Source organism: Paenibacillus sp. JJ-100 (genome assembly GCF_948329825.1).
Classification (GTDB): Bacteria; Bacillota; Bacilli; order Paenibacillales; family Paenibacillaceae; genus Paenibacillus.
The window spans coordinates 13,116-32,067 of sequence record NZ_CAOJCM010000007.1; the positions used below are offsets into that span (position 1 = coordinate 13,116).

An 18,952-nucleotide genomic window follows, 5' to 3' on the forward strand; every position below is an offset into this window, starting at 1 on the left:
ACAAACAATCTCTAAAACGGGAGTGTGTCGATGTGAGAGAGAATACCAGCAAGCAATACGGATTAACGCAAGCCCAGCGCCGAATATGGTTTATGGAAATTATGAATCCGGGTACGTCCATCACGATGCTTTCCGCAACATACCAAATTACGGGTGAGATTGACACACAGCTTCTAGAGCAAGCAGCAGCAGAGATCGTCAAAACCTATGACGCCTTCCGCATCCGTATCGATGGGGAACTGCAAAATCCAACGCAGTGGTTTGAAGAACCGGAGAATGTGCAAGCGAGGATAAGCCACCTCGAATTAGGCACAACCGAACAATTTTATACATGGGTAAAAGAAGTAACCGAGAAGCCGGTCAGCGTGTTCGACGAACACCTCCACCAATTTACCATTATTCATTTTGCCAACAGTCACGTGTGGCTTAATTTGACGATAAATCATATCATCGCCGATGGCTTGTCTGTTAATGCTCTGCTGCATGCTGTGATGGAAAAATATTTGGAGCTGCGCAGTGGCAGAAACATCTCCGGCAATACTCAGGTTCCTTCCTATTTGGATTATATTTCTGCAGAACAAGAATATGAGCAATCACAGCGTTATCAAAAAGGGAAGGAATACTGGCTGACGAAGTACAGCACCTTGCCTGAAACGACCGGCATGAAACCCGTACCACCCTTCTCCGTTGGCAGTGATTCCAATAAACTGGCTATCACATTGGACGGTTCCCGGTATGAACGCATACTTACCTTCAGCGAACAGTATCAGGTCAGCTTATATACGTTATTTTTGTCCGCTATGTATGTCTTACTATACAAGCTGACCGACAGCACCGATGTTCCAGTAGGTACCGTTTTCGCCAATCGGACCAGCAAAAAGGAAAAAGAAACCATCGGAATGTTCGTCAGCACCGTGGCTACACGGATTCATCTGAATCCAGACGGACACCTGCTCTCCTTAATCCAGACGGTTTCCAAGGAAAATACGGCAGATCTGCGGTATCAGAAATATCCTTATAATCAATTGATCCAGGACTTACGTGAACAACATGGCCGCAACGATCTTTCGGAGCTGTTCCGTACGTCCCTGGAGTATTTGCCTTTAAACATTGTGGAGTACGACGAACTCAAAGTACGTCTGGAGGCTCACTTTGCTAGACATGAGATGGACGATTTGTTATTGCGCTTCGATCATATGCTGAATGAGGGCCATGTCATTCTCCACGCTTCCTACCGTACCGACTTGTTTGAGAAGGTCGAGATCGATCGGATTATGGAACAGTATGTAACCGTTCTGGACCAGTTTCTTCATACTCCTGAAATGACGGTACGCGAGATTTCTCTATTGAGTGAGCAGGAGAGACAGCGTATTCTAGGCGTTTTTAACCCACCGATTGCAGAACTGAGCGAGGGAAAAGCGTTTCATCGATATGTTGAAAAGTTCGCACAGGAAATTCCCGATCATCCTGCCGTTGTTTATATGGATAAACAGCTGACTTATGGCGAATTAAACAAGCGATCCGATCAACTGGCTGCTCTCCTCCGCGCACAGGGCGTTGGGAGAGAGACGATTACGGGAATCTGGGCGGAGCGTTCAGTGGAACTGCTTATCGGAGTGCTCGCCGTTTGGAAGGCTGGAGGAGCCTATGTACCGCTGGACCCTGATTATCCGGCAGAGCGAATTGAGTATATGCTGAGCGATAGTGAAGCATCGGTACTGCTTACGCAGCAACATCTGTTGGAGCAGGCCGGAGTGTGGTTAGCCGATGACCGATTGAATCTCCAAGGTGTCTTTGCCATGGATGATGAAATGATTTATAACGAGACTGCCGATGGCATAAAGTTTGAATCTGCCGACAGTGCACCTCAAGACTTGGCTTATGTGATCTACACCTCAGGAACGACCGGACGTCCGAAAGGTGTCATGATCGAGCACGGGAGTCTCATGAATACGGCGGATGCATATCGTCGCGAGTACCGATTGGACCAGTTCCCCGTGCGGCTGCTTCAGCTAGCGAGTTTCTCGTTTGACGTGTTTGTCGGAGACATCGCGCGGACGCTGTATAACGGAGGTACGATGGTGATTGTGCCGAAGGATGATCGGATTGACCCGGATCGCTTATATGGCTGGATTCAGGATCAAGACATTACGTTATTTGAATCAACGCCTGCGCTCATCCTGCCGTTCATGCAGCATATTTATGAAGAAGAGCTGGATGTTAGCTCCATGCAGTTGCTAATTACCAGCTCAGATGCTTGCAGTGTCGCCGATTACCGATTGCTACAGACCAGATTCGGTGGGCAATTCCGCATCATCAATAGCTATGGCGTTACCGAAGCGGCTATTGACAGCAGTTTTTACGATGAGCCGCTGGATAAGCTACCACCGTCGGGGCATGTGCCGATTGGAAAGGCTTGGCTGAATGCCCGGTTTTACATTGTCGATGCTGCCTTAAATCTGGTTCCTGTAGGGGTTCCGGGAGAGCTTGTCATCGGTGGTGCCGGTGTAGCGCGTGGGTACTGGAAGCGCCCCGATCTAACCGCTGAGATGTTTGTTGAGAACCCGTTTGTGCCGGGCGAACGTCTGTATCGGACAGGCGATATGGCCCGCTGGCTGGAAGATGGCAACGTCGACTTCATTGGCCGGATCGACTATCAGGTTAAGATTCGCGGGTTCCGAATTGAACTCGGCGAAATTGAAACGGCCCTTCTGCAATTCCCGGGCGTCAAGCAGGCTGTGGTGATTGACCGTACGGATGAGCAGGGACAAAAGTATCTGTGTGGCTACGTAGCAGCGGATGCTACCTTGCAGCTGAGCGATCTACGGTCCCAACTAAAGCAAGAGCTGCCTGCGCATATGATTCCCGCTCGACTGGTGTCTCTCGATAAACTTCCGCTCACACCGAACGGCAAAATCGACCGTAAAGCTTTGCCTGAACCAACTGAAGAGGTGGAAGTAGGACGTGAGTATGTGGCTCCTCGGACGACACTGGAAACAAGACTTGCTCTCATTTGGCAGCAGGTGCTAGGTATTGCGCAAGTTGGGGTGCAGGATGATTTCTTTGAACTGGGTGGTCATTCCTTGCGAGCCTCCTCACTGGTCTCGAAGATTCGGAAAGAACTGCAAGTCGAAATTCCGCTGCGAGACGTTTTTCGCTACACCACGATTGAACAGCTGGCCCAAAGAATCCGCGGTTTAAGGCAGCAGGAGACATATGAGATTACAAAGGTAGATGAGGCCGAGTACTATCCGGTTTCGTCTGAGCAAAAGCGTCTGTACGTTTTGCGTCAGCTCGACGGAGCCGAGCGCAGCTACAATATGTCGGCAGCGCTTCTTCTCGAAGGCAAGTTGAACCATACACGCGTCCAGCATGCGTTTCAGGCTCTGATTCGGCGTCATGAGACGCTGCGTACCGGGATTGAACAGGTTCAGGGCGATCTTGTTCAGCGCATCTATGACGAGGTGGAGTTTGCTGTCGATTATTTTCAGGCAAGCGAGCGGGAATTGGATCAAGTGGTGGAAGCCTATTATCGCCCGTTTGATCTGACCAAGCCGCCACTTCTCCGTATTGGTCTCATTGAAATCGCCGAGGATCGTCACATTATGCTGTTCGATATGCACCACATCGTCTCGGACGGTATTTCGACAGCACTTCTTTTCGATGAATTCAGCCGCTTGTATCGGGGGGAGGAGTTGCCTCCACTACATATTCAATACAAAGATTATGCTGTTTGGCAGCATTCCGAATCTTACGCGCAGTTGCTTCAGCCGCAGAGGGAGTATTGGCTGAGACAGCTCTCGGGTGAGTTGCCAGTTTTGGAATTGCCGACGGACTTCCCACGGCCTGCGGTGCAGAGCTTTGAGGGTCGGACTGTGAAGTTTTACATCGAAAAAGAGCGGACGGAGATGCTGAAAGAGCTGGCGGCACGGACGGGAACAACCCTGTATATGGTGCTGCTGTCGGCTTACTCCATCCTTATGCACAAATATTCGGGTCAAGAAGATCTGATCGTAGGAACGCCGATTGCCGGGAGAACACAAGAAGAAGTGCAACCCATTGTAGGGATGTTTATTAATACGCTGGCTATACGTAGTCGTCCGGAGCGTTCCAAGGCGTATCTTTCGTACCTGGAAGAAATAAAGGACATCACACTTGGTGCTTTTGAGAACCAAAATTATTTGTTCGAGGACTTGGTGGAAAGTCTTCAAATCCCACGCGCAACGGGTCGGAATCCGCTCTTTGATACGTTTTTCTCTCTTCAAAATACGGAGAATGAACAAATTGTCATTGAGGGGCTGGAGCAATCGTTCTACCCGCTGGAAAACCGAACATCCAAGTTCGAGTTGCTTCTGGATATTTCAGAGCTGGACGGTGAGCTCGAATGCCGACTGGAGTACGCCACAGCGCTGTATAGACAGGAGACTGCAGAACAGTTCGCCAGACATTATGACAAACTGTTAGGTACCATCACAGCGGCACCGGACAGGGACATAGCCTCGCTGGATATGCTCACCGAGGAAGAAGTTAGCGCGCTACTGAGCGGTTTCAACGATTCGCAGGCCAACTACCCGCGGCAGCAAACGATTCATGGATTGTTTGAGGAGAAGGCGGAACTTTACCCAGACAACGTGGCGGCCATCATGAATGAGTATCAGATGAGCTACCGTGAGCTGAACGAGAGAGCCAACCGGCTAGCACGGAGGTTACGAGAAAAGGGAGTTATAGCCGATCAACTGGTAGCCATTCTGGCTGAACGTTCGCTTGATATGGTCGTTGGTATTTTGGCGATTCTCAAAGCAGGCGGTGCCTACGTGCCTGTTGATCCTGACTACCCTGAGGAACGCATCCGTTTCATGATTGAGGATTCAGGTGCACCGTTGTTGCTGATTCAAAAGCATCTGCATGAAAAGACGGATTTTGCTGGAACACGCCTTGAGTTGGATGATTACGTATGGGGAGACATTGGCGCCAACTCGGCAGGTGCACTGGATGCATCCAACCTGGAGCCGGTTTCCGGACCGGAAAACCTGGCCTATGTCATCTACACGTCAGGAACGACGGGAAAACCGAAAGGAACGTTGATCGAGCATAAAAACGTTGTGCGCCTCCTGTTTAACGACAAAAACCTGTTCGACTTCGGGCCGTCCGACACGTGGACGCTGTTCCACTCGTTTTGCTTTGATTTCTCCGTCTGGGAGATGTACGGAGCGTTGTTGTATGGAGGCAAGCTGGTCATTGTTCCACCGCTCACAGCAAAAAATCCAGCTGATTTTCTGGCGCTGTTAAGCCGTGAACAGGTCACGATTTTAAATCAGACGCCAACGTACTTCTATCAGCTACTGCGTGAAGCTTTGGGGGATCACCAGCAAAATCTGCAGATACGAAACATCATCTTCGGAGGCGAAGCGCTCAGTCCACTGCTGCTCAAGGGCTTCAAGACGAAGTACCCGGAGACAAAGCTGATCAATATGTACGGCATTACTGAGACAACGGTTCACGTGACATATAAGGAGATTACGTGGGTTGAAATAGAAGCGGCGAAGAGCAATATCGGTAAGCCGATTCCGACGCTGAGTGTATACGTTCTGGATGAAAACCGCCGTCCTGTACCCATTGGTGTAGCGGGAGAAATGTATGTGGCCGGGGAAGGATTGGCCAGAGGATACCTGAACCGTCCAGATCTAACAGCGGAGAAGTTCGTCGATTCCCCTTTTGCAGAGGGAGAGAAACTGTACCGCTCAGGTGACCTGGCCGCTTGGTTGCCGGACGGTAACATCGAATATCTGGGCCGGATCGACCACCAGGTGAAAATCCGCGGGTACCGGATCGAGCTGGACGAAATCGAGACACAGCTTCTAAACATCAATGGTGTGGAAGAAGCGGTGGTGCTCGCCCGTCAGGACGAAGGAGGAGAGAAGGCGCTTGTCGCTTACTTTGTGGCGGATCGAACAATGACAGTCAGCGAAATGAGAGCATCTCTGGCTAAGGGGATGCCGGGGTATATGATCCCGTCGTATTTTGTACAATTGGAGCGTATGCCGCTGACATCCAACGGCAAAGTGGATCGTAAAGTGCTACCTGAGCCCCAAGTTGGCATGGCAACGGGCGTTGAATACGTCGCGCCGCGTAACCGGACGGAGGCTCAGCTCGTGAAGATCTGGGAGGAAGTGCTCGGTTATTCCGGCATTGGAGTTCTGGACCATTTCTTCGAGCTTGGAGGTCATTCCTTGCGGGCGACGAGCCTTGTCAGCAAAATTCGGAAGGAGATGAACGTTGAACTTCCACTGCGAGATGTATTCCGCTATATGACGGTAGAAGCGATGGCCGAGGCTATATCCCGTCTGGAGGAAACGCAACATATTTTCATTCCAAAAGCAGAGGGAAAAGACTACTACCCGGTTTCTTCTGCACAAAAAAGACTGTACGTCCTGCACCAACTGGATAGTTTGGAGCTGAATTACAACCTCCCAAGCGCGTTGCAATTAGAAGGAGAGTTGGATGAGACCAGAGTGGAACAAGCGCTGAATACATTGATGACCCGTCATGACATGCTGCGTACCAGTTTTGAAATTATAAACGGGGAACCGGTTCAACGTATCCATTCTCATGTGGATTTCAAGGTTAAAAAGATTCAGGCAAGTGAAGATCAGATTACAGCTATTTTTGAAGACTTCATTCAGCCTTTTGATTTAAGCCAGCCGCCTTTGCTGCGCGCACTCCTGATCGAACTGGAACATGAGAAATTCCTGCTCGCATTGGATATGCATCATATATGTTCCGATGGCCTATCCATGGACGTGCTGCTGCGTGAATTTGTACAACTTTACAATGGAGAAGTATTACCCGAGCTGCGGATTCAATACAAGGACTATGCCGTTTGGCAGCAATCCGAGGAGCAACAGCAGCAGATCAGACAACAGGAAGAATACTGGCGCGGAGTATTCAGCTCCGAGCTTCCGGTTCTTGAGCTGCCCCTCGACTTCACGCGTCCAGCTGTTCAGCAATTTGACGGTCAGACGCTCACATTTACGCTAGATGCTGAGAAGAGTGAAGCGCTGAAACGCCTCGCAGGGGATACGGAGGCAACGCTGTACATGCTTCTGCTAGCTGCGTATTCCGTTTTGCTGCATAAATACGCAGGACAGGAAGATATCATCATTGGCACGCCAGTTGCTGCCCGTTCCCACAATGACTTACAGCCAATTATCGGTATGTTCGTTAATACGCTGGCTCTTCGCTTGAATCCTGCAGGGGAGCGGACATTTTTAGATTACTTGCAGGTCGTGAAGGAAACGACGCTTGGCGCTTACGAGCACCAAGACTATCCGTTTGAGGAACTGGTAGAATCTATTCAGGTGAGCCGGGATTTAAGCCGCAATCCGCTGTTTGATACGATGTTTTCTTTGCAGAAACACGAAAGCCTGGATTTAACGCTGGAAGGCTTGCAATGGTCGTTGTTCGACATCGAAGAAAAGACGGCGAAGTTTGATCTTAGCTTGGATATTGTTGAAACGAAACACGAGTTGGTTTGCAAGATTGAGTACGCTACTTCATTATTCAGACCCGAAACGATGGTACGTTTTGCGGGACATTATGAGCAGCTTTTGGCGTCAATCCTGTCTCAGCCAGAAGCGCGGATAGCAGATCTGAATTTCTTGACGGAAAACGAACAGCATGATCTGTTGGTTGGATTCGACGTGTCGTCCTTGGCTCTCGCGAAACAATCCACCACAGAGGGTACAAGCTTGGAGACGCATGAATTGTGGAGAGAGAAAACATTCCACGAGCTGTTTGAGCAACAGGTGGAGCGTACCCCAGAAGTACTTGCAGTTGTCTACGAAGATAGCAAGCTGACGTATGCAGAGCTGAATGCCAAAGCAAATCAATTGGCGTATGCATTGCGATCGCACGGGGTGAAACCTGAGCAGGTGGTTGGCATTCTAGCCGATCGTTCGGTGGAGCTGTTGATCGGGGTACTTGCTGTATGGAAAGCGGGTGGCGCTTATGTCCCGCTTGACCCCGATTATCCGGCAGAACGGATCGAGTACATGCTTGCGGACAGCAGGGCATCGGTGCTGCTTACGCAGACTCGCCTGATGGGGCAAGCAGAAGCTTGGCGCTGCGATGAAGCTCTAGTGCTGGAGATGGTGCTGGCGCTTGACGACGCTTCAACATACAACCTCGGAGCCGTGGAAACGGCTGTGGGTATGCAATCCTTGGCGCAAGCAGAAACGGAAAAGGCTGCTCTCGAATCCTCTGCAACGGTAGAAGCCGAGGAGACCCGACTGACGGTAGATTCTGCATTGAACCCGGCAAATGTGAACAAGCCGAGCGATTTAGCGTACGTTATCTATACCTCTGGTACAACAGGTCGTCCGAAAGGTGTGGCAGTGGAACACCGTAGTCTAGTGAACACGGCGGAGGGCTATCGACGAGAATATCGCCTGAATGAGTTCCAAGTCCGGCTTTTGCAGCTCGCCAGCTTCTCGTTCGATGTATTTGTTGGCGATATTGCCCGGACGCTGTACAACGGGGGAACGATGGTCATCGTGCCGAAGGACGACCGCATTGATCCAACACGCCTTTACAGCTGGATTCGTGATTATGCTATAACGGTGTTTGAATCCACTCCAGCACTAATTGTACCGTTCATGGAGCATGTGCATGCCGAGGGTCTGGATCTCAGCTCGATGCAGTTACTGATTACAAGTTCGGATGCGTGCAGCGTAGCGGATTACCGCACTTTACAAGAGCGCTTTGGTTCACAATTCCGTATTATTAACAGCTACGGCGTAACGGAAGCGGCGATTGACTCCAGCTTCTATGACGAGCCGTTGGAGAAGTTGCCGAAGATGGGCAGCGTGCCAATCGGGAAAGCGTGGTTGAACGCCAAGTTCTATATTGTGGATGCAAATCTGAAGCCGGTACCTATTGGAGTGCTGGGGGAGCTAGTTATCGGCGGTGTGGGTGTAGCCCGCGGTTATTTGAACCGCCCGGATATGACGGCGGAGAAATTTGTAGAAAGTCCGTTCACTGCTGGAGAACGGCTATATCGAACAGGGGACTTGGCACGCTGGATGCCAGATGGCAACGTGGATTTTATCGGTCGGATCGACAACCAGGTTAAAATTCGCGGCTACCGGATCGAACTCGGAGAGATAGAATCGGCTATGAAAAACGTTACTGACGTGCGTCAGGCCCTTGTTATGGATCGGACAGACGAGCGGGGGCAGAAATATTTATGCGGGTATGTCGTAGCGGATTTCAGTTTTGATCTGCATGGGCTTGTATCTCATCTGGATGCGGTGTTGCCTACTCATATGGTGCCTTCTCGCATCATGCGCTTGGATCAAATGCCGCTTACTCCGAACGGAAAGATCGACCGTAAAGCACTGCCTGTGCCGGAAGGGAGTATTCGTACAGAGACTGAATACACAGCGCCCCGTACTCCTGCCGAACAAGCACTTGTGTCGGTCTGGCAGTCAGTACTAGGTGTGCAACAAGTCGGTACGAAGGACAATTTCTTTGCACTCGGTGGGGATTCGATCAAAGCTCTGCAAGTCTCATCTCGTCTTCTACAAACGGGATACAAGCTGGTCATGAAAGATTTATTCCATTATCCGACGATCGCCACCCTTAGTTTGCAGCTGCAGAAGGTGGAGAAGACAGCAAGTCAGGCTGAAGTGACGGGAAAGGTCATTCTGACCCCGATTCAACGCTGGTTCTTTGAACAAAAGCCTATCGATGTGCATCATAGCAACCAGGCGTTCATGCAGTTTTCCAAGCACGGTTATGATGAAGAAGCTGTACGTAAAGCGGTGCATCAGCTTGTTGTGCATCACGATGCTCTTCGTACGGTTTATTGTCAAACGGAGAATGGATATACGGCTTGGAACCGCGGCGCTGGGGAGGATGAAGCCCTGTTCGATCTGGAAGTTGTTGATTTCAATGGAGTCCACAATGTGAGCGAACGGATAGAGGCTAAGGCAAATGATATTCAAGCGAGCATTGATCTGAAAAACGGCCCGCTAGTGAAGCTCGGCTTGTTCCGCTGTCCAGAAGGAGACCATCTGCTCATCGCCATTCATCATCTGGTTGTAGACGGGGTATCCTGGCGAATTCTGCTTGAGGATTTTGCTACTGGTTATGAGCAGGCACTGCAAGGGCAACCGATTCGTCTGCCGCTCAAAACGGATTCATTCCAAACGTGGGCGAAACAGCTCGCTGATTATGCAAACGGCACAGTGATGGATAGGGAAAGAGAGTTCTGGCAGGATATCGAGCAATTGAGCTACGAACCGCTTCCTAAAGATTTTGAACAAGGTAGATCCAGTCTGAAGGACAGCGACGTTGTTACTGTTCGCTGGTCGGTAGCGGAAACCGAACAGCTGTTGAAACAGGCACATCGTGCTTACCATACGGAAATGAACGATCTGTTGCTGACCGCACTTGGTAGAGCGGTACAAGCTTGGAGTGGTCATGACCGCGTGCTGGTCAATCTTGAAGGGCACGGCCGGGAAGATCTTTTGCCGGATGTGGACATTACACGTACAGTAGGCTGGTTCACAAGCCAATTCCCTGTTGTATTGGAGCAGGGTCATGCTCAGACGCTTGGTCATCAGGTGAAACAAGTGAAGGAAAGCTTGCGCAACATTCCGAACAAAGGCATCGGGTACGGCATCTTGCGTTATTTGTCCACTCCACGGGCTGGTCAATGTTTCGATTTGGAACCGGAGATTAGCTTTAACTATCTGGGTCAGTTCGACCAGGATTACGAAAGTAGCGGTTCGCAGCCGTCTCCGTTCAGTTCTGGCTCTGATTCAAGCCCGAATGCAGTGATGGATTTTGTCCTCGATATGAATGGAATGATATCGGAGGGCGAGTTAGAACTCACGATCCGTTATGGAGAAACTCAATATAAGCGAGAAACGATAGAGCGCCTGGGAAGCCTGCTTCAATCAAGCTTGAGTGAAGTCATCAGCCATTGTGTTTCGAAGGAGAAGCCAGAGCTTACACCTAGCGACGTACTGCTTCAGGGGGTAACGGTGGAGGAATTGGACCAGCTGGCTGAACAAACGGCAGCACTCGGCGAAATGGAAAATGTATATAACCTGACTCCACTGCAAAAAGGGATGTTGTTCCATAGCCTGCTGGATGTCGATTCAGAAGCTTACTTCGAACAGGTAACCTTTGATTTGTACGGCAGCCTGAATGTTGAAGCGTTCACGAAGGGATTGGATACGCTGGTGCAGCGCAATGAGGCACTTCGTACGAACTATATTACTGGCTGGAGAGACGAGCCGATTCAGGTGGTATTCCGTGAACGCAAGTGTGAAGTGCACTTCGAGGATATTCGTTCAGTAGGCAGCGAAGACTCGGAGAAGACGATAGCTGAATTCGTTCGTGCGGATAAAGCGAACAAGTTTGATTTGGCTCAGGGCCCTCTGATGCGAGTGACCGTTTTGCGTACGGGTGATGAGTCCTACCATGTGATCTGGAGCCACCATCATATATTGATGGACGGTTGGTGCATGTCCTTTATGATCAAGGAAGTGTTCGACACCTACTTTGCGATTCAGGAGCAACGGTCGCTGGAGCTCCCTCCAGTTACCTCGTACTCTCGGTATATCGAATGGCTGGAAGCTCAAGATGCTGCTAAAGCTTCGCGTTACTGGTCAGCGTATTTGGCGGGATATGATCAGCAGACCAATCTGCCTCAGGCGAAAAGACAGCTGAAGCAGGGTGCTTTTGAAGCAGCCGAAATTGACGTGGAACTGACCAAGGAGTTGACCGGACAAATCGAGCGAGTGGCACGCCAGCAGCAGGTGACAATTAATACGTTCATGCAGACCGTGTGGGGTCTGGTTCTGCAGATATACAATAGCAGTGAGGATGTCGTGTTCGGCTCTGTAGTGTCCGGGCGTCCGGCAGAAATTCCGGGTATCGAGAGCATGATCGGCTTATTTATTAATACGATCCCGGTTCGCATTCAGGGAAAAGCTGAAGAGACGATCGCTTCTATCTTGCGAAAAACTCAGGATCAAGCGCTGGCATCAGGCGTGTATGAGACCTATCCACTGTTCGAAATTCAGTCCCTGAGTGAGCAAAAACGCGAATTAATCAATCATATTATGGTCTTTGAAAATTATCCGATGGAAGAACAGATTGAGCAGGTTGTCGGTGGGGATCATGAAGCGCTGAAAATCGCTAATATCCGCTCACCGGAGCAAACGAATTATGACCTGGACATTACCGTCATTCCGGAAGATCATATGTTGCTGCGGTTTACGTACAATGCGCTAACATTCAGCGAGGAAGATATCCGATTGATTCACGGCCATTTTGCTCGGGCACTGGAGCAAGTTGCAGCTAATCCTAACATCTGTGTGAAGCAGTTGGAGTTATTGACAGCAGCAGAGAAAGAGCAAATTCTCGGCACATTTAATCCAGCGGCGCAGTCGGAATCAGAAACTGCTCCAGCGGTTGCATTCCACCGCTTGTTCGAGGAACAGACAGAACTCACACCGGAAGCGGAGGCTGTTGTGTACGAGAACGACCGGCTGACATACGCGGAGCTGAACGAACGGGCGAACCGCTTGGCAGCAACACTGCGTGCAAGTGGCATCGGCCGGGAAACCCTCGTCGGTATTCTCGCCGAGCGTTCGGTGGACTTGCTGGTCGCTGTGCTGGCGGTCTGGAAAGCGGGCGGAGCCTATGTTCCGCTTGACCCGGATTATCCGGCAGACCGCGTGCGCTTCATGCTCGAAGACAGCGGAGCGAAGGTGCTACTGACGCAATCGCCACTGCGGGAGCATGCAGAAGCCTGGCTTGGCGAAGAAGAGCTGGCACTGGCAACGGTGCTGTATCTGGACGATGAAGCCTCGTACAGTGAGGAACGGGCGAATGTGGATCACAACATGAGCAGCTTCCATGAAGCCCGTCCAGAAGATCTGGCGTATGTGATCTACACGTCGGGAACGACGGGGAAACCCAAAGGTGTGATGATCGAGCACCGCAGTCTGGTGAACACGGCAGCGGGCTATAGACGGGAATACAAGCTGGATCAGTTCCCTGTGCGATTGTTGCAGCTCGCGAGCTTCTCCTTCGACGTGTTCGTGGGCGATATCGCCCGCACACTGTATAACGGAGGCACGATGGTGATTGTGCCGAAGGATGATCGGATTGACCCGGCTCGCCTGCACCACTGGATAGAGCAGGAACAAGTAACCATCTTCGAATCGACGCCAGCACTGATTATACCGTTCATGGAATATGTGTATGAACAAGGGCTGGATCTGAGCCAGATGGAGCTGCTCATCACAAGCTCGGACAGCTGTAGTGTAGCGGATTACCGCACGTTGCAGGACCGATTCGGTTCGTTGTTCCGCATCATTAATGCCTACGGTGTGACAGAAGCGGCAATCGACTCCAGTTTCTACGATGAGCCCGTCACGCAACTGCCGCAGACAGGGCATGTACCGATCGGCAAAGCCTGGTTGAATGCGAAATTCTACATCGTAGATGCGCAGTTGAATCCGGTGCCCGTTGGGGTACTGGGTGAGCTAGTCATAGGTGGAGTTGGGGTAGCACGCGGATACTTGAATCGTCCAGAATTGACGGAAGAGAAATTCGTGGACAGCCCGTTCGCCGAGGGTGAGCGGTTGTATCGTACGGGAGACTTGGCACGGTGGATGAACGATGGCAACGTGGACTTCATTGGCCGGATCGATAATCAGGCGAAAATTCGGGGCTACCGGATTGAGACAGGGGAAGTTGAAGCAAAGATACGGAGTGTAGATGAAGTGAAGGAAACGGTTGTCGTTGTCAGAGAAGATCATGAAGGTCAGAAAGTGTTGTGCGCCTATTATACAGCGGTAGAAGGATTAACCGTGGCAGACTTGAAACGTGCAATCGCAAATGAGCTACCGGGCTACATGATTCCATCGTATTTTGTCGAACTTGAACACTTACCTCTTACACCAAACGGCAAAATTGACCGTAAGGCACTCCCGGCACCGGAAGAGGATGCACGTGGAGGGCGCGAATATGTGGCACCGCGTACTGAACTAGAGACCAAGCTGGCCGCCATTTGGCAGGAAGTTCTTGTTCGCGAGAAGGCGGTAGGGGTAACGGACAACTTCTTCGATCTTGGTGGACATTCCTTGCGAGCGACAACGCTGGTGAGCAAAATGCATAAGGAGCTAGGCATCCAATTCCCGCTTCGCGACGTATTCAACTACTCAACCGTTGAGGATATGGCTTCGGCTATAGAGCGTATGGAGATCGGTTCGTTTACGGCTATTCCGGTTGCGGAACCTAGTGAGTATTATCCGCTCTCTTCCGCTCAGAAACGTCTCTATATTTTGAACCAGCTGGAAGGAGGCGAGCTGAGCTATAACATACCTGGAGCTATGATGCTCGAAGGCAAGATTGACCGACAACGGTTTGAAGAAGCGTTTCGAGGACTGGTAGCTCGTCATGAAACGTTACGTACTGGCTTTGAGATGCTACATGGTGAAGCGGTTCAACGGATTCACGAAGAAGCAGAATTTCAGGTGGAATATGTGCAGATCAGCGAGGAGCAGGCAGAAGGAACGGTACGTCAATTCGTTCGTCCGTTTGATTTGGCGAAGCCACCTCTACTGCGGGTAGGTCTTGCTGAACTGTCCCCAGATCGGCATATTCTGATGTTTGATACACATCATATTGTATCTGATGGTGTTTCGATGGACGTCATGATCGAAGAGTTCGTGCGTTTGTACAGTGGGCAGTCACTGGAGCCGCTCCGCATTCAATACAAAGATTATGCGGTATGGCAGCAATCGGACGAACAGAAGGCTCAGCTTGCCAAGCAAGAAGCTTACTGGCTTAACATGTTCCACGGAGAGCTACCAGTGCTGGAAATGCCGACAGACTATCCACGCCCGGCGATCCAGAGCTATGAAGGCCGTACACTGCAAATGTTTATGAATAGTGAACAGAGCCAAGCTCTAAAACAACTTGCTGCCGAGAATGGCGCAACGCTTTATATGGTTCTGCTCGCTGGATATACCCTATTATTACAGAAGTATACAGGACAAGAAGATGTGGTGGTCGGTACGCCGATTGCGGGAAGAAATCATAGTGACGTTCAGCCGTTGATTGGAATGTTCGTCAATACTTTGGCCATTCGTAGCTATCCGGCGGCTAATAAGACGTTCCTTGACTATTTGAAGGAGGTCAAGGAAACGACGCTGGGGGCTTTTGAGCATCAGAATTATCCGTTTGAGGAACTGGTGGATAAGGTTAACATAACGCGCGATTTAAGCCGCAATCCACTATTTGATACGATGTTTGCTGTGCAAAATACAGAGAATTTGGCCATCGAGCTTCCTGGACTGCATCTGTCGACGTATGCCAGTGAAGAAATGGTTTCTAAGTTCGATCTCAGCTTGGATGTTACGGAGATTGAGGATGGATTGGAGTATTTATTTGAATATGCCACAGCTCTCTATAAAACGGAAACGGTGGAGAAATTGGCTGCTCACTACTTGCAGTTACTTGAATCTATTCTCCGCAACCCATCCGCGACTCTTGCCGAACTGGACATGTTAACACCAGCGGAAAAAGAGCAGATTCTTGGCACATTTAATCCATTACATTCGGGAACAGACGCTGTTCCAGCGGTTGCATTCCACCGCTTGTTCGAGGAACAGACAGAACTCACACCGGAAGCGGAGGCTGTTGTGTACGAGAACGACCGGCTGACATACGCGGAGCTGAACGAACGGGCGAACCGCTTGGCGGCAACACTGCGCGCAAGTGGCATCGGCCGGGAGACCCTCGTCGGTATTCTCGCCGAGCGTTCGGTGGACTTGCTGGTCGCTGTGCTGGCGGTCTGGAAAGCGGGCGGAGCCTATGTCCCGCTTGACCCGGATTATCCGGCAGACCGCGTGCGCTTCATGCTCGAAGACAGCGGAGCGAAGGTGCTGCTGACACAAACGCCACTGCGGGAGCGTGCAGAAGCCTGGCTTGGCGAAGAAGAGCTGGCACTGGCAACGGTGCTGTATCTGGACGATGAAGCCTCGTACAGTGAGGAACGGGTGAATACATTGAAGGGGTCTGGTATGGTCTCCGGGAATCCGACGGGTGCTGTGGATGCCGGATATACGAGTGCTGCGAGTCATCCACATGTTGTGGGCAACATAAGCAGCTTCCACGAAGCCCGTCCAGAAGATTTGGCGTATGTGATCTACACGTCGGGAACGACGGGGAAACCCAAAGGCGTGATGATTGAGCACCGCAGTCTGGTGAACACGGCAGCGGGTTATAGACGAGAATACAAACTGGATCAGTTCCCCGTGCGATTGTTGCAGCTCGCCAGCTTCTCCTTCGACGTGTTCGTGGGCGATATCGCCCGTACACTGTATAACGGAGGCACAATGGTGATTGTGCCGAAGGATGATCGGATTGATCCGTCTCGCCTGCACCACTGGATCGAGCAGGAACAAGTAACCATCTTCGAATCGACGCCAGCACTGATTGTACCGTTCATGGAATATGTGTACGAACAAGGGCTGGATCTGAGCCAGATGGAACTGCTTATCACAAGCTCGGACAGCTGTAGTGTAGCGGATTACCGCACGTTGCAGGACCGATTCGGTTCGTTGTTCCGTATCATTAATGCCTACGGTGTGACGGAAGCGGCAATCGACTCCAGTTTCTACGATGAGCCCGTAACGCAACTGCCGCAGACAGGGCATGTACCGATCGGTAAAGCCTGGTTGAATGCGAAATTCTACATCGTAGATGCGCAGTTGAATCCGGTGCCCGTTGGGGTACTGGGTGAGCTGGTTATAGGTGGAGTTGGGGTAGCCCGTGGATACTTGAATCGTCTAGAATTGACGGAAGAGAAATTCGTGGACAGCCCGTTCGCCGAGGGTGAGCGGTTGTATCGTACAGGAGACTTGGCACGGTGGATGAACGACGGCAACGTGGACTTCATTGGCCGGATCGATCACCAGGCGAAAATTCGGGGTTACCGAATTGAAACGGGGGAGATCGAGTCGCAGATGCTGCGAGTGGAGGGCGTACGTGAAGTCATTGTGCTGGTTCGAAGTGACGCAAACGGACAGAAATCACTATGTGCATACTACACAACGGATAATGAGCTGCCTGTGTCCGAGCTGAAACGGACTATTGCCAATGAGCTACCAGGTTACATGATCCCGTCATATTTCGTGGAGCTGGATCGCTTACCTCTAACGCCAAACGGAAAAGTGGACAGGAAGGCGTTACCGGCACCCGAAGAGGGAGCTGGTGGAGGACGAGAATACGTTGCACCGCGCACTGAGCTGGAAGCAAAACTGGTTTCGATCTGGCAGGACGTGCTCGGACCAGTCACAATTGGTGTGACGGATAACTTCTTCGATCTCGGCGGGCATTCTCTGCGAGCAACCACACTGGTCAGCAAGGTGCACAAGGAGTTAAGTGTGAACCTGCCGCTGCGGGATGTGTTCCGACACTCGACGATTGAAGCGATGGCTGAAGTAATTAGTCACTTGGAACGCCAGGAACACTTTGCTATTAAGGTTCTGGATAAAAGGGACTACTACCCGCTGTCTTCCGTGCAAAAACGGCTGTACATTCAGCAGCAGATGGAAGGTGCAGAGCTTAACTACAATATGTCGGGCATGACAGTTCTTGTCGGGCGATTGGATCGGAAGCAATTTGAGACTGCGCTCAAAGGACTAATCGCTCGTCATGAAATTTTGCGGACCGGATTCGAGATGGTCGACGGTGAACCCGTACAACGGATATATCCGGATATCGAATTTGCAGTGGAGTATACGAAAGCTACCGAAAGTGAAACGAAGAGTATCGCAGACAGTTTTGTGCGTGTCTTTGATTTGGAGCGGCCTCCGTTACTGCGTGTAGGCTTGGTCGAATGGGAGACAGAGCGACATCTGCTCATGCTGGATATTCATCATATTGTCACAGATGGCATGTCGATGGGAATCTTGGTTGAAGAGCTGTTGCGCCTGTATAACGGCGAGACATTAGCACCACTTCGGATTCAATACAAAGAATTCGCTGCTTGGCAGCAGTCTGAACCTGTAAAAGAACAGCTGAAACGTCAGGAAGCCTATTGGCTGGACGTGTTGCAAGGCGAACTGCCCATCCTTGAACTGCCTACCGACTTTGTCAGACCTGCCATTCGTAGCTTTGAGGGGGATGTATTGCTGTTCAGCATTGACAAGCAGGCGACCGACAGCTTACAACATATCGCCGATGAGAATGGTGCCACCCTCTATATGGTGTTATCGGCTGCCTATTCAATCCTGCTCAGCAAGTACTCGGGACAAGAGGATCTTATTGTAGGTATGCCGGTGTCGGGTCGCACGCATGCGGATCTAGAGCCACTAATCGGAATGTTTGTCAACACATTAGCCATTCGTCATTATCCGTCCGGGGAGAAGACGTTCCTTGCGTATTTAAACGAAGTGAAAGAAACGATGCTAGGGGCATATGAGCATCAGGATTATCCATTTGAGGAGCTTGTGAAAAAGGTACAGGTATCGCGAGATCAGAGCCGTAATCCTGTATTTGATGTCATGTTTGCACTGGAAACGAAGGAAGACAATGTTCAAAGTTTTGGAGAGATCCAGATTGAATCTTACCCGGAAACGCAAACGGTCTCCCCATTCGATCTAACACTGGTCATTTCGATGTTGGATGAGGGGATGAACGGGCAATTCGAATATGCCACCAAGTTATTTACACGCAATCTGATTGACAATTTCGCTCAGGATCTGCTGGTAATCATCGATCAGATTACCGAACAACCTTCGATGTTGCTTAAGGATATTGACCTGAGCGGACAATCCGAACAGGAATCAGATGAGCTAGAGGCTATTGATATTATTTTCTAAATCCCTTACCCGGTTTGGGTGCCTACTGTTCGCGGTAT

At 50.7% G+C, this 18,952-nt stretch carries 1 protein-coding gene; it reads left to right on the forward strand.

Annotated elements, in window-relative coordinates; genetic code table 11:
• The first annotated feature begins 32 nt into the window (after nucleotides 1-32).
• Nucleotides 33-18,914, forward strand: coding sequence for a non-ribosomal peptide synthetase (locus PQG66_RS20970; RefSeq protein ID WP_272039771.1), 18,882 nt, complete (start codon nucleotides 33-35; stop codon nucleotides 18,912-18,914).
• Nucleotides 18,915-18,952: the final 38 nt, after the last annotated feature.